This is a genomic window from Mesorhizobium sp. M4B.F.Ca.ET.214.01.1.1 (assembly GCF_004791545.1).
Lineage (GTDB): Bacteria > Pseudomonadota > Alphaproteobacteria > Rhizobiales > Rhizobiaceae > Mesorhizobium > Mesorhizobium abyssinicae.
Genome location: NZ_SRUX01000002.1, coordinates 585041 through 603897, shown reverse-complemented (window position 1 = coordinate 603897; position 18857 = coordinate 585041). Strand labels below are relative to the sequence as shown.

The following is an 18857-nucleotide window of genomic DNA, read 5'->3' as shown; positions in this document are numbered from 1 at the left end:
CAAGCCATTTCAGGCGCGTCGTGTTGACGTCGGCCGTGCTCGATCGCCGCGCAAGTCCGTGGACCTAATACCCCTTTGCCAGCAGGAGTTCCGCCAGATAGGCGCCGTCCTGTCCGGTGATGCCGGTTATCAATGCTGTCTTTGTCATCAATGCTCTCGGTGTGTCTGATGTTTGCCCCGTCCCAGCCCCTGTGTGTGTAGTTTTTGCCCGCCAACCCTGCGAGCCAATGAATTGTCAGGTGCGACCGCATACGTCGTCGAACCGCACGATGTCATCCTCGCCGAGATAATCGCCGCTCTGGACTTCGATGATCACCAGGTCGATCTTGCCCGGGTTCTCGAGCCGATGCTTGTGGCCGCACGGGATGTAGGTCGACTGGTTGGTCGCCAGGAACAGCTCCTCGTCGCCATTGAAGATCTTTGCCGAGCCGCTGACCACGACCCAGTGCTCCGAGCGATGGTGGTGCATCTGCAGGCTCAACCGCCGGCCAGGCTTCACCTCGATGCGTTTTATCTTGAAGCGCTCGCCTTCCTCCAGAACCGTGTAGGTGCCCCACGGCCGGTGCACGGTGCTGTGAAGCAAATGCGCTTCATGTCCGGAAGCCTTGAGGGATTCGAACAGTTTCTTGACGTCCTGGACGCGGTCGCGGGCTGCCACCAGCAATGCGTCCGGGGAATCGACGATCACCAGGTCGCTGACGCCGACCGTGCCGATAAGGCGTTTGTCGGAGCTGACGTAGCTGCCCGCGGTGTCGACCATGCGAACGTCGCCGCGAATTCGATTGCCGCTCTGGTCGGGGGCGACCAGTTCGGCCATCGCGTTCCACGATCCGATGTCGTTCCATTCCATGTCGCAGGGAACGACGGCCAGGTTTTGCGCCTTTTCCATCACCGCATGGTCGAGTGAAATGCGCGGCGCCACGGCGAAATGCTCCGCCGAGAGTTCGATGTTCGCAAAGCCTTCGCCCCGGCTGATCCGCTGTCCTCATAGCTGGCGAGAACGGCCTCGATCACCGCGGGACAATGCTTGGCCATTTCTTCGAGCATGACCCGTGCTTGGAAACAGAAGATGCCGGCGTTCCAGGAAAAGCGCCCGGACGCGACATAGGCCCTGGCGGTCTCCAGATCCGGCTTCTCGACGAAGCGGGCGACCTTTTCGCCGTCCGCCTCGATATAGCCGAAGGCCGTGTCCGGTCTGGTTGGGTTTATCCCCAGCGTCGCGATGCGTCCTTGCCCGGCATGTTCGATGGCCCTGGCCATGGCCGCCACGTTTCCAATCATGTGGTCCGCAGGGAAAATGCACAGAATGGCCTCGGGGCCTTGCGTTGTCCTGACGTGGATCGCGGCCGCGACCACCGCGGCGGCGGTATCGCGCCCCTTCGGCTCGAGCAGGAAGGTGCGCTGCGCAACGACGGGGTCGAGTTCGTCGAAATCGTCCGTCGTCAGGAAGAGGTGCTCCCGCGACGTCACGGTGACAAGCTCGACGACGTCCTTGATCGAGGCGGCGCGCAAGGCGGTGTGCTGGATCAGCGAATGCCCGTCCGCCACCTTGAGGAAGGGTTTGGGGTGCGACTGCCGCGAGGCGGGCCACAGGCGCGAGCCGGCTCCGCCGCTGATGATGACCGGAACGACTTTCATGAGGCGACCTCTGGGCCGGTGGATGCGAATGCCCGCGCCTTCTCCAGCGTCAGCGCCACGATCGCAGTCGCCCTGTGATAGGTCGCGGCCTCCGAATAGCAGCGCAATTCCGGCGCATTTCCGGACGGCCGCAAATGGATGATCTCACCGCTATCCATCCGCGCCCTGAGGCCGTCGGTTTCATCGATTTCGGCGACGGTACCGAACGGGGCCAGGAACTGCTGCAGCGCATCCGGGCCAGCGAGCTCGGTCATCAATTTGCGCGAGCTCTCGAGCGGGAAGTTCTCGAGGCGCTCGCTGGCGCAGAATGGAAGGTGCCAAAGCTCGCGCAAGCGCGACAGTGGTCTTTTCGTAGATGCGACGGTGCCAAGCACGGCCAGGATCGGGAGGAGCGAGTCCCGCGTCGGCAACGCGGGCAACGTCTTTCCATTCAACTGGCAATTCGACCCCAGGAGAACGCCGCCATTGGCCTCGAAGCCGATGACGACCGTGCCATCGCGGTACGCCGCTTCCATGCCGGCGATGACGAAGGGGGACCCGACCTTCGTTCTCCTCACCTCGAAACCCAGGGCATCTGAAATGCCCGAATTGGAGGTCACGGGCGTCACCACCGTATCCGCCGCGACGAAAAGAGCCGTAACCAGCCCGATCAGGTCGCCCCGGAACAGATCACCGTTCCCGTCGGCGACAAGCGGGCGGTCGGCGTCGGCGTCCGTCGACACGATGGCGTCGAGCGCGAATTCGCGGGCCCAGCCCTTCAGCTTCGCAAGCGTGCCTGCATCCACGGCTTCGGTATCGACGGGCACGAAGGTTTGGCTCTTTCCGACAGGAACTGCCTCGGCGCCGAAAGACCGAAGGACCTGCACCAGCAATTCCGCCGCGACCGAACTGTGCTGGTAGACGCCGATTCTCATTCCGGATAGCGAATCCGGCCCCAAAATGCCGTTGGCGCGCTCTAGGTAGCCGGCAACGGCTTCATCGTGATGCGATGGCCAGGCCGTTTCGGCAGGCGCCGGCGGATCGTACACGTTTGACCTTTCGGCGACATACTGCGTTATCGCAGCCTCGTCCGCTTTGTCGATCTCGCCATTCGGGCGATAGAATTTGATGCCGTTGCGGTCGGCGGGAATATGGGAGCCGGTCACCATCAGGGCGGCCGCGCCATGCTTTTGGGCATAAAGGGCAAGGGCCGGGGTGGGGATGACGCCGCAATCGATCGGTTGGAATCCGCTCGCGGCCAGTGCCGCCATGCAATTGTCGGCAATCGCGGGGCTGCTGTCGCGCTTGTCGCGGCCGACAAAGACCGGGCCGCTCGACTGCAAGCCGCTTGAAGCCAGGCGCCAGGCGAACGCCGCGGTATAGAGTCCGCTGGGCTTCCCAACCAATTCCGAGGCCAAACCTCGGACGCCGCTCGACCCGAATTTCATCATTCGCTTTTTCTGTTTGGAAAGTTAGGCCGGTAATATTGGAGTGGGGTTCGCTGTCAACAAAAAATCATACGGGCACGTCTGCTGACGTGGTTGACCGAAATCCTGGCCGCTCGATTTCGGCAGCGCCTGGATCTATCGCGCGGAATTTTAGCGGCTCTGCATTTTGCAATGTATTCCTGATGATGAGACCTATGACAGGTTGCATGGCGCTCTCCGGATACTCTCGTTGCATCCATTCTGGTGGCCTCGGAATCATTCGGTCTTTTTGACGCAGCTTTTAGTTAATCGATTTTAGCGGTTTTCCTTAATCGATTGTAGCGGCCGGCCGGCTTTGCCGACGCCTTGCCTTTCGCAGTGCAGCATCATATCGCTCGATTCGGACAGGGCGGAGCCAAGGCCACAGGCTTCGCCAACCTGCAATCTGCGACCGTTGGAGGGCGAGCATGACCAAGTGGGTTTATACCTTCGGCGATGGCGCTGCAGAAGGCCGTGCCGGCGACCGCAATCTCCTCGGCGGCAAGGGTGCCAACCTGGCCGAGATGTGCAGCCTCGGGCTGCCGGTGCCGCCGGGCTTCACCATCACCACCGAGGTCTGCAACGCCTATTACGCCAACGGCCGCACCTATCCGTCCGAGCTCGAGGCGGATGTCGCGGTAGCGCTCGATCATATCGGCCGGCTGACCGGCCGCCGTTTCGGCGATCCGGCGAAGCTGCTCCTGGTGTCGGTCCGCTCAGGCGCCCGCGCTTCCATGCCGGGCATGATGGACACCGTTCTCAATCTCGGTCTCAACGACGAGACGGTCGAGGCGCTGGCCACCGATTCCGGCGATGCCCGCTTTGCCTATGACAGCTACCGCCGCTTCATCCAGATGTATTCCGACGTCGTCATGGGTCTCGACCATGAGGTTTTCGAGGAGATCCTGGAGGACGAGAAGGCGAACCTCGGCCATGAGCTCGACACCGAGGTGACGGCACTCGAATGGCAGGGCGTGATCACGCTTTACAAGGCCAAGGTCGAGGAGGAACTGGGCAAGCCGTTTCCGCAGGATCCGAAAGAACAGCTCTGGGGCGCGATCGGAGCGGTGTTCTCTTCCTGGATGAACAACCGCGCCATCACCTATCGGCGCCTGCACGACATCCCCGAGAGCTGGGGCACGGCGGTCAATGTCCAGGCCATGGTGTTCGGCAACATGGGCGACACGTCCGCCACCGGCGTCGCCTTCACCCGCAACCCGTCGACCGGCGAAAAACAACTCTATGGCGAGTTCCTGGTCAACGCCCAGGGCGAGGACGTCGTCGCCGGCATCCGCACGCCGCAGAACATCACCGAGGCGGCGCGCATCGCCGCCGGCTCCGACAAGCCGTCGCTGCAGAAGCTGATGCCGGAAGCCTTCCAGGCTTTCGTCGACATTTCCGACAGCCTGGAAAAGCACTACCGCGACATGCAGGATCTCGAATTCACCATCGAGCGCGGCAAGCTTTGGATGCTGCAGACCAGGTCCGGCAAGCGCACCGCCAAGGCGGCGCTGAAGATCGCCGTCGAGATGGCGAGGGACGGGCTGATCACCAGGGAGGAAGCGGTCGCCCGCATCGATCCCGCCTCGCTCGACCAGCTCTTGCACCCGACCATCGACCCCAAGGCCGCCCGCGACGTCATCGGCGTCGGCCTGCCTGCCTCGCCGGGCGCCGCCACCGGCGAGATCGTCTTTTCCTCGGGCGATGCCGAGGACGCCAAGGCGCAAGGCCGCAAGGTGATCCTGGTGCGCATCGAGACCAGCCCCGAGGACATCCACGGCATGCACGCCGCCGAAGGCATCCTCACCACGCGCGGCGGCATGACCAGCCATGCCGCGGTGGTGGCGCGCGGCATGGGCAAGCCCTGCGTGTCCGGCGCCGGCTCGCTGCGCGTCGACTACAAGGCCGGGACGCTGATCTCGATGGGGCAGACCTTCCGCAAGGGCGACGTCATCACCATCGACGGCGCCAACGGCCAGGTGCTGAAGGGCGCGGTGGCCATGCTGCAGCCGGAATTGTCGGGCGATTTCGCCGCCATCATGGAATGGGCCGACGCCGCTCGCCGCATGAAGGTGCGCACCAATGCCGAAACGCCGCTCGATGCGCGCATGGCGCGCTCCTTCGGCGCCGAGGGCATCGGGCTTTGCCGCACTGAGCACATGTTCTTCGATGGCGACCGCATCGTCGCCATGCGCGAGATGATCCTGGCCGATACCGAAAAGGACCGGCGCGCCGCGCTTGCCAAGCTCCTGCCGATGCAGCGTTCGGATTTTCTCGAACTGTTCGAGATCATGGCCGGCCTGCCAGTGACGATCCGGCTGCTCGATCCGCCGCTGCACGAATTCCTGCCCAAGACCGAGGCGGAGATCGCCGAGGTCGCCGCCGCCATGAATGTGTCGCCCGACAAGCTCCGGCAGCGCACCGAGGCCCTGCACGAATTCAATCCGATGCTCGGCCATCGCGGCTGCCGTCTTGCGGTTTCCTATCCCGAGATCGCCGAGATGCAGGCGCGCGCCATTTTCGAGGCGGCCGTCGAGGCCGGCCACAAGGCCGGCGCGCTGGTGGTGCCGGAGATCATGGTGCCGCTGGTCGGCATCGTGAAGGAGCTCGACTACGTCAAGGCGCGCATCGACGCGGTCGCCGCCAGCGTCATGCAGGAAACCGGCACGAAGATCGACTACCTGACGGGTACGATGATCGAGCTCCCCCGCGCGGCCATCCGCGCCCATGTCATCGCCGAGGCGGCCGAGTTCTTCTCCTTCGGCACCAACGATCTTACCCAGACCACTTTCGGCATTTCGCGCGACGATGCGGCCTCCTTTCTGGAGACCTACCGGCAGAAGGGCATCATCGAGCAGGATCCGTTCGTGTCGCTCGACATAGAGGGCGTCGGCGAATTGGTGCGCATCGCGGCCGAAAAGGGCAGGGCGACGCGGCCCGGGATCAAGCTCGGCATTTGCGGTGAGCATGGCGGCGATCCGTCGTCGATCCGCTTCTGCGAGGAGGTCGGCCTCGACTATGTGTCGTGCTCGCCCTACCGCGTGCCGATCGCCAGACTGGCCGCGGCGCAGGCCGCGGTGAAGGTGGCAAAGACATCAGCAAAACGCGACTGATCTTTTCGGTCGCGGTGTCGCACGGATTTCCGACCGGAATCCGCGACAAAACCACAATCCCGGGCGGAGCATTCCCTGGCTTGCCAGGGAATGCTCCGGCTAGCCGATCGGCATGCCGGTGGGCTCGCCGCCTTACGGTTTTGTAAGCAAAGTCACGCGAACGTGCGCGTGGCGGCCCCCATTCTCGACATCGTTTCCGCCCAGTCTCCAGGGTCTCCGATCCCCCCGGCGCCCGAGACAGATGTTGCAGATTTCCCCCGCTCCCTTCCGCTCGATCCTCATTTTACAGACGAAGTTCATCGGCGATCTCGTTCTCGCCTCGGCGCTGGCCAGGAACCTCCAGCTCGGCTATCCCGGCGTCGGGATCGTGTTCCTTTGCGAGGCACGTTTCGCCAGCTTCCTCACCGCCCACGGCATCGCTTCCGATGTCGTCACGTTCCGCCGCGCCATGATGCGCGGATCGCCGCTGCAGCGAGGGCGCGAGCTGTATTCGATGGTGCGCAGGCTGCGCCGGCACCGCTTCGACATGACGATCGACCTGACCGATTCGAAGACCTCACGCATCATCAGCAGCCTCGTCAACGCCCCGGCCAGGGTCGGCTACCATCCGTCCGAAAGGCCCTTGCGCTGGCACGAGCGTCAGCCGGCCAACGTCCGGGCCAGGCCGTTCGGCTTCGGTGAGCGGCACTATCTCTACCGATACCTTTCGCCGCTCGAGGCGCTTGGCGTCGACCTGCGCGCGAGAGCGCCGTCGATCCGCCCATTGGCTGTGGAAATGGCGCGGGCGCTCGCCTTGCTGGACAAATACCATCTCAGGCGAAGCGGTTTTGTCGCGGTGCATGCCGGGGCGAGTTTTCTCGGTCGGCGCTGGCAGCCGGAGCGCTTCGCCGCCGTCATCGACGAGATTGCGCGCGAGACCGGGCTGGATTTCGTGCTCGTCGGTGGCCCGGACGAGCACAAAGCGGCCGACGAGATTGCCGCGAGGACAGCCTCGCCGGTCGTCAACTTTGTCGGTGCGCTTTCGCTCGAAACGCTGTTGGCGCTGCTGAAGGAGGCGCGGCTTTTCCTCGGCAATGAGAGCGGTCCGATGCATATGGCGGCGGCAGCGGGCACCCCTGTCGTCGGCCTCTACGGGCTGACCAATCCGATCCGCTGGGGGCCGGTCGGCGTGGCGAGCATCGCGCTGCAGCCCTCCATGCCTTGCGAATGCGTGGCAAGCGACTTCTGCAAGCCGACCGACCCGAGCAAGGCGTGCTGCGTCTGGCGCCTGGAAGTCGGACCTGTAACCGACGCCGTGCGCGAGATCCTTGCGCGCACCGAAAAGCAAACGGCAAACGCGCTCTCGCGCTACGCCTGAAGCAAATTCTCGTGACTGCGTTCTTCGCACGGGCGCCGTCCCGATTTTCGCCTTGATGCGGGTCTTTTGGCTGGATATTGCAACCATCCTGCTTCGACCACCGGCCCGGAAATCGATCATGCGTCTCTTGCGGAAACATCTTTGCGCGATTGCGCTGTCGGTTTGCGCCGTGTCCACGGCCGGCGCCGCGCCGCTTGTCGAGCCGACGCTGCATCTGAAACCGCAGGCAGGCGGCAGCGGCCGCGTCGCGCTGACGCTCGACGCCTGCGGCGGCCAGACCGACACCCGCATCCTCTCGGCGCTCGTCGACAACCGCATCCCGGCCACCATTTTCGTCACCGGCATCTGGCTGAAGCGCAACGCCGCCGCCGTCGAGATCATGCGCGCCCATCCGGATCTGTTCGAGCTGGAGAATCATGGCGGCCGCCATATCCCGGCGGTCGACACGCCGCGCAAGATCTATGGCATCCGCAGTGCCGGCAGCCCGGAAGCGGTGCTGACCGAGGTCGAATCGGGTGCCGCGGCACTCACAGGCACCGGCGAGCCGGCGCCGAGATGGTTTCGTGGCGCCACCGCCGAATACAGCCCGTCGGCCATCGCCACGATCCGCAAGCTCGGCTTCAAGGTCGCGGGCTTCTCGATCAACGGCGATGGCGGCTCGCTTCTGGGGGCCAGGGAAACCGCCCGCCGCATCGCCGCCGCCAAGGATGGCGACGTCATCATCGCCCACATCAACCAGCCGACCCATGCCGCCGGCGAAGGCGTGGTCCAGGGCCTGCTGGCGCTGAAGGCAAAAGGTCTGACCTTGGTGCGGCTCGACGATGCCGACGGCGTTGGCAACGACGGCACCACCGACTGATCGGTCAGGCCACGCTTTGGCCTCGTCCCGTCCGGCAAGGCAGCATGTCAGTCCGGCGTGGCCTCGATCGTCACCTTGCTCGGATAGAAGGCGCCGTGATTGCGGATCTCCGTCATCTCGTCGAAGGGCCGCTCATAGGCCCACATCGCATCCTTGCCGGTCTCGCCGGCCGGCAGCGCGCTCCAATAGCTGGCATCGCCCTTATAAGGGCAGTGCGTCGAGTGACCGGTCTTGGCCAACTGGCTGAAATCGATGTCGTCGAAAGGAATGTAGAAGACCGCAGGATAGGGCGGCTCCGACAGGAGCTTTGCCCTTGTCGAGGAAGCGATGACCGTTTCGCCGGCGCGCACGGTGACGGTGCCGCTAAAGGACTCGACAGTGATGACTTTGCCGGGATTGCGCTGGAAGCCGGGGGCGGGGTTGGCGATCTGGTCCATTGGCGGGCTGTCCTTGTCCGATTGAGAGGTCGCCCGCAATAGGTGTGTCGTGCAGGCAGCCGGCGCAAGCCCAAACGAAATCACGCCGGGGCGGCGTTCAGGGCGAGCCGTCGAGAAAATCGTCAGGCAGCCGTCTGGAACACGTCCATCAGCCCGGCATAGGCGGCGGCGATGCCGGCCACCGGATTGGTGCTCCTCGATGCGGTCTCGACCTTCAGCGCGCCGCCGACGGCCGGCAGGGTGAGCAGCAGGAATTGTCGATTGCCGCCGTCTCCGACACAGGCAGCCGCAACGTGCTGGTCTTCGCCGTCGTTCTGGACGCACATCTTGAACAGCAGCGTGCCGCCGACCGCCTCCAGGGCGCCGCCCACAACCTCGACGAATTCATCTTCGGAGACCGTCCTGGTGTCCGGCGCCAGATTGGCCAGACTTTCGGCAAGCGAGTTTTCGAGTTCCAGGTCTTCCGGCGCCTTGTCGTCGAGCTGCGTGTCCATGCGAACCTCTTTCATTCGCCAATCGCGCACCCAGCCCATTAACGAAACTTAACGCGGACGATGGCCGGATTGTGGCGGTTTGCGCAGGGTCTTCAAGGAATGCAACGCTTTCAGCGCTTACGGCTGGACAATCCGCCGGTTCGTCCCACAATGCCGCAAAAAGGATCGCCAAAGCGCAGGGGAGGAACAAATGCTTGGACTGATGCAGGAATGGCCGCTGCTTTGCCACAAGCTGATCGACAATGCCGAGCGGCAGCATGGCGGACGCGAGATCGTATCGCGCTCGATCGAGGGACCGATCGTGCGCACCACCTATGCCGAGGTCCATCATCGGGCGTTGAAGGTCGCGCAGCGGCTGGAGCGCGACGGCTTCAGGCTCGGCGACCGCATCGCCACGCTTGCCTGGAACACGGCGCGCCACATCGAGGCCTGGTACGGCATCATGGGCATCGGCGCGGTCTATCACACGCTCAATCCGCGCCTCTTTCCCGAACAGATCGCCTGGATCATGAGCAACGCCGAGGACAAGGCGATCTTCGTCGACCTGACCTTCGTGCCGGTCCTGGAAAAGATCGCCGGCGCGGTCAAATCGCTGAACAAGATCATCGTGCTGACCGACCAGGCGCATATGCCTCAGACGGCGCTGCCGAACGCGGTTGCCTACGAGGAGTGGCTCGCCGAAGCCGATGGCGCCTTCGCCTGGAAGACGTTCGACGAGAACACTGCCGCCGGCATGTGCTACACCTCGGGCACGACGGGCGATCCCAAGGGCGTGCTCTACAGCCACCGTTCCAACGTGCTGCACGCCATGATCGCGGCCATGCCCGACGCCATGGGCATTTCGGCCCGCGACGTCATCCTTCCGGTCGTGCCGATGTTCCATGCCAATGCCTGGGGCCTTGGCCAGAGCGCGCCGATGATCGGCGCCAAGCTGGTGATGCCGGGCTGCAAGATGGACGGCGCCTCGATCTATGAGCTGCTCGATACCGAGAAGGTCACCTTCAGCGCCGCCGTGCCGACGGTGTGGATGATGCTGCTGCAATATCTGGAGGAGACCGGCAGCAAACTTCCCCATCTGCAGAAGGTGGTCATCGGCGGCTCGTCCTGTCCGCGCGCCATAACCCAGAAATTCCAGGACAACTACGACGTCCATGTCATCCATGCCTGGGGCATGACCGAAATGTCGCCGCTCGGCACGCTTTGCACCATGAAGCCGGAATATGCCGTGCTGGAGGGCGAGGCGCGGCTCGATATCCAGGGCAAGCAGGGCTATCCGCCCTTCGGCGTCGAGATGAAGGTGACCGACGACGAGAACAATGCGATGCCCTGGGACGGCAAGACCTTCGGGCGGCTGAAGGTGCGCGGCCCGGCCATCGCGCGCGCCTATTATGGCGGTGTTGGTTCCGAACAGTTCGACGCCGAGGGCTGGTTCGACACCGGCGACGTCGCCCATATCGATCCCGGTGGCTACATGCAGATCACCGACCGCGCCAAGGACGTCATCAAGTCGGGCGGCGAATGGATCTCGACCATCGACCTTGAGAACCTCGCCGTCGGGCACCCCGATGTCGCCGAGGCGGCGGCAATAGGCGTTCCGCATTCGAAATGGGGCGAGCGGCCGCTGCTGGTCGTCGTGCGCAAGCCGGGCAAGGAGCCGAGCAAGGCCGACATCCTGACCTTCATGAGCGGCAAGGTGGCCAAATGGTGGATGCCCGACGACGTCGCCTTCGTCGGCGAAATTCCCCACACCGCCACCGGCAAGATCCAGAAAATCACCTTGCGTGAGCAGTTCAGGGATTATCGCTTGCCAACGGATTGACGGGATGGGCGTTTTTGAGGCTTCTGGCAGCCGTCAGAGGCTCTGAAGATCGTTCGGGTTGGTGCGGCGGATATGGTTGTTGTTGCTGAACGGCAGACGTCGAGCGCCGCCGGCTGGTCGCGGCGGACAGCGGCCTTTTCGCTGGTCCTGCTCTTGACAGTGCTTGTCGGCCATCAGCTCGACCTCGTCGAAACGCCTGTATTCCTCTGGGTGCTGGCGATCGTCGCGCTGCTTGCCGCCTTCGCCCTGCTGTTTGCCGGCTTCGCCCTGTCGAGGCTGTGGAATTTCGGCGATCGCGGTGGACGCGACCTGTCGGTCGGCGCGCTGCTGGCGCTTCTGGTGCTTGCCCCCTTCGGCGTCGCCGCCTACTGGGCGACGACCTCGCCGCCGCTGAGGGACATTTCGACCGATCTCGACGATCCGCCGGTGCTCGACACATCGGACCGGACGGCGGACATGAACGTGCTGTCGCCACCCACGCCCGGCGAGCAGCGGCTGCAGGGCGATGCCTATCCGCTGGTCACCGGCCGCAGCTACAACCTGCCGTTCGAGACCGTCGTCGACGCGGTCGAAACCGTGCTCGACCGCCGCGACTGGCAGCTTCAGGGGCCGTATCCCGAAACCGACGGGCAAAGCGAGGTGACGATCAACGCGCTGGCCAGGAGTTTCGTGCTCGGCTTGCCCGCCGATGTCGCGATCCGCATCGCCGATGACGGCGATACGGTCGTGGTCGACATGCGCTCGGCCTCTCGCTATGGCCGCTACGACCTCGGCGACAATGCCGGCCGCATCGTCGATTTCCTTGGCGAACTCGACCAGGAGGTCGCCGGCCAGGTCGGGCCCGCGCCGGCCGAATGATGGTCATGCCGCCGGCGTGAAAATGCCGTCGATGGCCGCGTCGCCGTCGGTGGCGACGAGGCCGCGCGCTACCAGGTCCTCCAGATGCGCAAGCACCGACAGGCCGGCGGCGCCGTGCAGGCGCGGGTCGGTGTCGCGATAGATCGTCGCCACCATCTCTTTGATTGTCCGGTCGCCGCCGCGGATGCGTTCCAGGATCGCCCGTTCGCGCATCTTGCGATGCGTCTTCAGCCCGCGCATGAAGCTGCGCGGCTTGGTCACCGGCCCGCCATGGCCGGGCAACAGCAGCCGGTCGTCGCGCTCGATCAGCCTGTCGAGCGAACTCATGTAGTCGGCCATGGCGCCGTCCGGCGGCGCGACGATCGAGGTCGCCCAGGCCATGACATGGTCGGCGGAAAAAAGGATGCCCGTCCCTTCGAGCGCGAACGCGGCGTGGTTGGCGGCATGGCCGGGCGTCAGCACCGTCCTGATCGTCCATCCGTCGCCATGGACCAGCGCGCCGTCGGCGAGCGCGACGTCCGGGATGAAAGCCATGTCCGCGCTGGCGTCGAGCGGATTGACCTCGCCGATTCGCAGCGGCCGGGCCGGGCGGTGCGGGCCTTCGGCAAGCACGGTCGCGCCGGTGCGCTCCTTCAGCCGCGCCGCCAGCGGGGAATGGTCGCGATGGGTATGGCTGACGAGGATATGGCTGACCGGCCTGCCGCCGATAGTTTCGATCAGGGCCTGCAGATGCGCGTCATCGTCCGGACCCGGATCGATCACCGCCAGCGTTTCGCGGCCTATCACGTAGCTGTTGGTCCCGTGGAAGGTGAAAGGACCGGGATTCCCGGCGGTGACGCGTTGCACGTCCGGGGCGACCGTCACCGCCTGGCCGTAGGCGGGATCGAAGCGTGTGTCGAATTTGAGGGCCATGAGGCGACGCGAAGCTCCGTTCAGTGAGACGGCAAAAGCGATTGCCGCATAACACGGAAGCCAATATAGGAAAAAGCGAAGCCGCATTTCGGCGGCCGTCCGGAATGAGGAATACCATGGCACTTGCAGCAACGATGCGTCCGCTTGTTTCTCTGGCACTGCCCGAAAAGGGCGCGGCGCGGCTGGCGACGCAGCTTTTTCTGGCGATCGTCGGGACGCTGCTGCTCATCTTGTCGGCCAAGACCAAGGTTGTGCTCGGCCCGGTCGACATCTCGCTGCAGACGCTGGCCGTGCTGCTGATCGCGTCGGCGTTCGGCCTGCGCCTCGGCGTCGCCACGCTGCTTCTCTACATGGCCGAGGGCGCCATGGGCTTTCCGGTCTTCCAGGGCACGCCGGAAAAGGGCATCGGCGTCGCCTATATGCTCGGCTCCACCGGCGGCTATCTGGCCGGCTTCGTCGTCATGGCTGCGATCGTCGGCTGGGCCGCCGACCGTGGTTGGGACCGTCATCCGGTCAAGCTCTTCAATGCCATGCTGGTCGGCGAAGTCGTCATGATGGCCATGGGCTTTGCCTGGCTGGCAATGCTGATCGGCGCCGAAAAATCCTGGCAGTTCGGTGTCGTGCCCTTCATCGTCGGCGACCTGATAAAGGTGGCATTGGCCGCGGCCCTGGTGCCGGCCGTCTGGTCGCTGCTGCCGAAGCGACCCTGACATATCCAGCCTCGACCCTACCGACATGATAGCTAGCCGGCGGAGATCCCGCCGGCTTTTTTCCACCGAAATTTATGTGATTTAAAGAGTGTTAAACCGGGGTGCGGCTGTTTACGGAGACTATGGCTATCATATTGAAAATAAAAGGACAATATGACTTATGCGCGCTTTTTTGAAGTGACCACCGACAAGTTTTTAGTCTGGTGTCGGACTAGGGCCAAAAGCGATTGCTGTGAGCTGAAAAACGTCTCTCGATCGACAGCGTCGGCTCGCCTATGCAAGATCAAGATCATCACTGAATCAGACTATATGGCGAGAGAGATATCGCGCCAAAGTTTTCCGACTTCGACATCGACGCGCCCTTGCGACTAGACTCTGCTGCCAAGCTTGCTTTTCCGGATGACGGTCAAAGGGCTCCGCAAAGAGCGCGGCCGTGGTCGCCTTACCACAGAAATAATCGCCAACAAGGAATATACGACCGTGGCGGCGATCGAGGAAATGCGACGCCTATGTCGCGCCCTAGCAAAGGAGCTCGCCTTGTCTGGCGGGACGAATACCGGAAAAAAAGACGGGTCGCTCATGCAGCGGGCCGCTGGTACATCGAAGATGGCGGAAGGCGATATAGCACTGGCTGCGCTCGATCTGACTTTGCAGAGGCTGAAAAGCAACTCGCGGCCCATATTGCTGCGAAGCACGCGCCAACGCGCCAGCGCCACCGTGACCCGGATCAAGTGATGGCTGTGCTTCCGGGAAGCAGAAATGTCCGGCCCAAGGTGTCGGCGTTCGATCGCGAAATCCTACGAGCCACCTTCCACAAATCGGTCATTGAAGACGGAATTCCCTGAAGTTCGATGGCGGAAATTGCGGCGCAAATGGTCAGCGACTTCACCGGCGCACAGACGATCGGTCCAGACTTGCTGGATTGGATCGTGCGGAAGTAGGCGCACTCAGCGCCACGAGAACAGCGTGTCAGCTCGGTTCCTGTGCGACAGCGCGGATACGCGGACCATCGCCATCGGCAATTTGAGGATGACTGAGCTGAAGACGCGTCGGCGACCATTGTAAAAGCCAGCGCCGAAACCAAGCGTTGGCCCAAACTTCGAAGCCGTAGTGGACGACTAGTCCGCAGGAGGCAGCGAACGAGACCATGAGCACAAGCCCGAGATGCGGCTCGATGATTTCGTCCCAACGCCAGTACCAGATCGGCCATTTTAACAAGCTCCCCTGGAGGACGAGATGCACAAGGTAGATCGCATAGCTCGCGGTACCTAGCATTTGAAACGCGCGGCCACGCATGAAGACCCGACCTTCGACCTCTGCGGCGGCAAGCCCAAACACGAGGCAGAAGGCCCCGGCTCCCCACATGGAAAAAATGACGTTTCGCGACTCACCGACGAAGGCTGTAGTCGAAAGGAATAGTATCGCCAGGGCGACAACGAGATAGGGCAGCCATAGCCGCGTCACGGCGCGGTTCTGGATGGTCGATGCGATGATTAAGCCGCCACAGAACTCCAAGATAACCGGAGCTCCGGAAAAGCCGAAGACCGCCGCATCGGTCGATAAGTTCACGTAAACCATCAGCGCGAAGACAGAGATCAGAATGGCCGCGCCCCTTGCCCTGGTACCAACTATGCCGGAAACCACCGCGACCGCGAATGCCATGTAAAAGAACATTTCGTATTCAAGAGTCCAGCCGACCCCCAGCGCAGGAAGCTCGCCTGTGACAGGCCTCTCGACGAACAGCAGTGAGCGGCCTAATTGCGGCCATGTCCACAATTGTGAAGCCCAACAAACATAGGCGAGGGTCATCACCCAGTAGAGGGGAGCAATGCGTGCCAACCGCTTAGCCATGAAGTCATATATGCCCGCAGCTCCCGTTTCAAACCGCTGCAAACCAATGACCAATCCAGAGATCACAAAGAAAATCGGCACGCCAACGGCGCCGAAAACCGCCAAGTTTCCATATGAGAGAAGCCACGGCAGATCGCCGCCGGCCAGTTTGTGGATCGAACCATAGGTGGCGTAGTAGTGATGCACGACGACGAGCAGCGCAGCAATTCCGCGCAGCCCCTGTATCGACAAAAATACTTTCGGCACAACTCCCCCCGAGAAGCTTCTTTTCGTCTTTTGAGAAGTTTTTCGCATCCTTTGTGGGCAACAGCAATCGAGAGCCAACTCCTATGCACTGTTTCGTGCAAGCGCGCCCGCCAGGACGCGCGGCGCGTTTCTCCGCTCTGAGAGACAGCGGTCAACTGAAATGCGCGTTGGCGGGCTGCATGCTTCTCTTGACAATACATTTCTTCGAATGTGTGCTGGCCTTCACGGCCGGCTGTGGCATCAAGTCCTTCGCCAATCGATGCCGGCGTCATGGTGTCGGGCCGTTCCCGATCCGGGCGAGAAAAGGCCCGATATTTTTGCCGATCCGCGCTTGGCCGAGCGGGTCCTGCCGCCGCCGACGCCGGAGGGCACTGAGAAGTTTGAGGGCCGACGACTGGACCCGGCGCAACAATCCTTGCGGTGTCATCCTCTCCAACGCGAGGCCGCCAAGGATGCACAGGCCGAGGATCCAGCAATAGTGGTATCCATCGCCAGCCCGAACTTCCAGAACACGAGGACATCGCGCCTGAACCGAGCAGTCACTGGCGAACCAGTCTCCGTTTGATATTCCAGACAACAGGCAAAAAAGCGGGAATTCCCGCGAGGTGCCTGATGCGTGGAACGAGGCAGCGATATTATCGTGCAATTTTAGATAATTTAGGGGAAATTTCCCTGCTTCAGATCAGGGAAATTCGACCAAGTATCCGGCAAAGTCAGAGGTCGGCGGCGATCTAACAGGGAAATCCGTTGTGCATTGCGCGGGATCCGATTGTCGTTTCGCGGGATCGAATTGTCCAGGAATGCGCTGCCGTTTGATGGGAATCCGATGCCCTATTGCGGTTGCGCAGTGAAGAAAGGTAGGAGCGGTTTGCTCCTTCCCGAAACGGAATGTGATGAGCCAGGATGTGATTGTCGGATGCGGAGGCTGCGACAGAAACAGCAAGGCGTGGAGGCGCCATAAGGGGCCGTTTTGCCTGTTTCCGAACGCGCTGTTCCTGAGACTTGCGATCGCGACGGGGACCGCTATGAGCGCGCGTTGCACTTCAGGTGAGAGAGTGATAGCGCCTTGGCATGGCCGCTGTGAGTCTTTAGACCGTCATTCCGGCCAAGTTCATTGCGCCCTATCAGTTGATCGGCCAGAATGACATCCGGAAGCATACGACAAAGGATTGAGGGATTTGGTCGATCTCAACACTCACATTGCGAATGCTGCGCGTGATAGGAATTCCCCGCGAGTCGTCGCGGTCCTTACAACACGGAACGAAGAACGGTTCATCGCCGAATGTCTTGAGAACCTCTTTCGTCAAGGCGTGCAGGTCTACGTCTGCGACAATCAGTCGACGGACCGAACGCTTGAGATTGCCCAGCGCTACTGCGGGGCTGGATTGATAGGATTCGAAAGTATCCCGCATAACGGCTGGTATTGCTGGGAGCACCTTCTTCGTCGCAAAGAGGAACTATTTCAGTCGCTCGAAGCAGACTGGTTCATGCATGTTGACGCTGACGAGATCCACCTTCCGCCGACTTCGTACTCATCGTTGGTCTCCGCCATTGCGGCAGCCGACGCACTCGGCTGCAACGCGATCGAGTCTTCCGAGTTCACGTTCATTCCTACCAGGGAAGCCCCCAATCACGACAATCCCAATTATCAATACACGCTGCGGACCTACTACCCGTTCCGGCCGACCTCCCCACACTGCGTCCGTGCGTACAAGAAACAGGACGGCCCCATGGAGATTGCGTGGTCAGGCGGCCATCGCGTACGCTTCGGGGGGCCGGTGACGCTCTACCCCGAGCGTTTTCGCATGAAGCATTATCTGTTCCTGAGTGCAGAGCACGCCGCGCGCAAGTATGCTGGCCGCCGGTACCTGAGCGAGGAGGTCAATGGTCTTGGTTGGCACGGATGGCGACCTCGCTTGCGATCAGAGGATATCCGGCTGCCGGACGCCAGCCAGATGCGCGCCACTGCGACGGACGACGATCTGAACGAGGCCAATCCATGGTCGGCGCACTGGCTTGAGCGGTACGCCCCGTGAGCGATGTACACCTCCCCCGCATCCTGGCGATCGCGGACCGACCCGGCTGGGCGATCGATCGCAAGACCCAAAATCTCCGGCGCGTGCTGGAAAGAAGGTTCGAGATCGTCGAACGATTTCAGCATGATGTGACTGAGTCCGACGTGAACGCGGCGGACATCGTGCTCATCTTCTATTGGCTCCAAATCTCGAAACTGCCCCTGCCGGAATCGGCCCTCGCCCGGCGGTCTGACAGGCTGCTCATCGGGATCTGCAGCCACAGAGAGCTCGAGGGCGAATTCCGCGAGCCGGGGCTCGCCACCCTGCACCGGCTGGCGCGCGCTGTGTTTGTCAATAATCGGCAGCTCGAGCACGAATACGGTCCTCTACTGCGTGTTCCGGTCCACTACACGCCCAATGGGGTCGACACGACATTCTTTTGTCCCCCACAAGAGCAACCCCGGGCTGGCGAGCTCCGCGTTGGATGGGCGGGAAGTCTGAGCAACCATGGTCCGGCGCATCGGGGCTTCCACGACGTCATCGAGCCCGCGGTCGCTGCCGTGCCGGGCGTGCGACTACTGACTGCGGTTCGGGAGCAACGCTGGCGCAGCCATGACGAAATGCTCGACTTCTATCGGGGTCTCGACGTTTATGTCTGCGCCAGTCGCAGCGAAGGCACTCCCAATCCTTGCTTGGAGGCGGCGGCGTGCGGTGTCCCCTTGGTAACGACCCGTGTGGGAAACATGCCCGAGCTGATTCGGGATGGCGACAACGGGCTGTTCTTCGATGGAACTGCGGAGGGGCTCGCGAACAAGCTCGCCCTGTTGCGGGACACGCCGTCGCTGGGGTCGCAGATGGCCGCCCGCATGATCGAGACGATCCGAGAGTGGGATTGGGGAGAGCTGGCCGAAAACTATGCGCACATGTTTGCCTCGTTGCTTGCTGCAAGCGAGCGGTCGGGCCGGTGAGATGTTGCTTCAGATGTGCTCTGCCAAACCTGACCTTTGTAGCGCCATTCGAGATTTCCCGGATCTTCCATACCTCGCTCAGCAGAGATGACGCTGTGCAAGGCAATCGAGGCCTGGTATGGGCGCCCTTCGCTA

General features: G+C 62.6%; 14 protein-coding genes and 2 pseudogenes. 9 read left to right on the top strand and 7 right to left on the bottom strand.

The genetic code is table 11. The annotated features are described in order from the left end of the window. Position 1: 1 nt before the first annotated feature. The 3 genes and pseudogenes from EN857_RS06160 to EN857_RS06150 form a co-directional block, all read right to left on the bottom strand. Positions 2 to 148: pseudogene (locus EN857_RS06160) on the bottom strand (GDP-mannose 4,6-dehydratase); the annotation flags it as partial. 87 nt (positions 149 to 235) lie between these two features. Beyond that, a pseudogene (locus EN857_RS36290) lies at positions 236 to 1638 on the bottom strand (mannose-1-phosphate guanylyltransferase/mannose-6-phosphate isomerase). Beyond that, entirely contained in the window at positions 1635 to 3065 is a 1431-nt protein-coding gene (locus tag EN857_RS06150) for a phosphomannomutase (RefSeq protein ID WP_127284016.1), read from the bottom strand. The pseudogene EN857_RS36290 and the gene EN857_RS06150 overlap by 4 nt, the downstream one beginning before the upstream one ends. Positions 3066 to 3511: 446 nt before the next feature. On the opposite strand from EN857_RS06150, the gene ppdK reads away from it, so the two are divergent. The 3 genes from ppdK to EN857_RS06135 all read left to right on the top strand — a co-directional run bounded on the left by ppdK (position 3512) and on the right by EN857_RS06135 (position 8412). Further along, entirely contained in the window at positions 3512 to 6196 is a 2685-nt protein-coding gene (gene ppdK / locus EN857_RS06145; RefSeq protein ID WP_135858116.1) for a pyruvate, phosphate dikinase, read from the top strand. Positions 6197 to 6437: 241 nt separating this feature from the next. Further along, positions 6438 to 7553, top strand: coding sequence for a glycosyltransferase family 9 protein (locus EN857_RS06140; RefSeq protein WP_128346062.1), 1116 nt, complete (start codon positions 6438 to 6440; stop codon positions 7551 to 7553). A 118-nt stretch (positions 7554 to 7671) separates the two neighbouring features. After that, positions 7672 to 8412 (top strand): polysaccharide deacetylase family protein, encoded by a 741-nt coding sequence (locus EN857_RS06135; RefSeq protein WP_127393252.1) that lies wholly within the window; start codon positions 7672 to 7674, stop codon positions 8410 to 8412. Positions 8413 to 8459: 47 nt separating this feature from the next. Here EN857_RS06135 and EN857_RS06130 read toward each other — a convergent pair whose 3' ends face one another. Then, positions 8460 to 8849 (bottom strand): DUF427 domain-containing protein, encoded by a 390-nt coding sequence (locus EN857_RS06130; protein WP_127393253.1) that lies wholly within the window; start codon positions 8847 to 8849, stop codon positions 8460 to 8462. Between the two features lie 122 nt (positions 8850 to 8971). Further along, positions 8972 to 9343, bottom strand: a complete 372-nt coding sequence (locus tag EN857_RS06125) for a hypothetical protein (RefSeq protein ID WP_127393254.1) — start codon at positions 9341 to 9343, stop codon at positions 8972 to 8974. 190 nt (positions 9344 to 9533) lie between these two features. Between EN857_RS06125 and EN857_RS06120 the strand changes: the two genes are divergently transcribed. Then, on the top strand, positions 9534 to 11162 hold the full coding sequence (locus tag EN857_RS06120) for a fatty-acid--CoA ligase (protein ID WP_128346981.1): 1629 nt from the start codon (positions 9534 to 9536) through the stop codon (positions 11160 to 11162). A 72-nt stretch (positions 11163 to 11234) separates the two neighbouring features. Next, positions 11235 to 12020: a DUF1499 domain-containing protein gene (locus EN857_RS06115; protein WP_135858113.1), complete on the top strand. Its 786-nt coding sequence runs from the start codon at positions 11235 to 11237 to the stop codon at positions 12018 to 12020. 3 nt (positions 12021 to 12023) lie between these two features. On the opposite strand, the gene EN857_RS06110 is transcribed toward EN857_RS06115, so the two are convergent. Further along, positions 12024 to 12932, bottom strand: a complete 909-nt coding sequence (locus EN857_RS06110; RefSeq protein WP_127393295.1) for an MBL fold metallo-hydrolase — start codon at positions 12930 to 12932, stop codon at positions 12024 to 12026. Between the two features lie 116 nt (positions 12933 to 13048). Between EN857_RS06110 and EN857_RS06105 the strand changes: the two genes are divergently transcribed. Both EN857_RS06105 and EN857_RS06100 read left to right on the top strand, forming a co-directional pair. Then, positions 13049 to 13642 carry a biotin transporter BioY gene (locus EN857_RS06105; protein ID WP_135858110.1) on the top strand — a complete coding sequence of 198 codons (594 nt, stop codon included), beginning with the start codon at positions 13049 to 13051 and terminating at the stop codon, positions 13640 to 13642. Between the two features lie 399 nt (positions 13643 to 14041). Then, positions 14042 to 14377, top strand: a complete 336-nt coding sequence (locus EN857_RS06100; protein ID WP_127310387.1) for an excisionase — start codon at positions 14042 to 14044, stop codon at positions 14375 to 14377. A 234-nt stretch (positions 14378 to 14611) separates the two neighbouring features. Here EN857_RS06100 and EN857_RS06095 read toward each other — a convergent pair whose 3' ends face one another. Continuing rightward, a complete protein-coding gene (locus EN857_RS06095) occupies positions 14612 to 15739 on the bottom strand; it encodes an acyltransferase (RefSeq protein WP_187331204.1) in 1128 nt (375 codons plus the stop codon). Positions 15740 to 16917: 1178 nt separating this feature from the next. Between EN857_RS06095 and EN857_RS06090 the strand changes: the two genes are divergently transcribed. Next, positions 16918 to 17775 carry a glycosyltransferase gene (locus EN857_RS06090; RefSeq protein WP_245493352.1) on the top strand — a complete coding sequence of 286 codons (858 nt, stop codon included), beginning with the start codon at positions 16918 to 16920 and terminating at the stop codon, positions 17773 to 17775. Continuing rightward, positions 17772 to 18722 carry a glycosyltransferase family 4 protein gene (locus tag EN857_RS06085; RefSeq protein ID WP_128346306.1) on the top strand — a complete coding sequence of 317 codons (951 nt, stop codon included), beginning with the start codon at positions 17772 to 17774 and terminating at the stop codon, positions 18720 to 18722. Before EN857_RS06090 ends, EN857_RS06085 begins: the two co-directional genes overlap by 4 nt. The last annotated feature ends 135 nt before the right edge of the window (positions 18723 to 18857 follow it).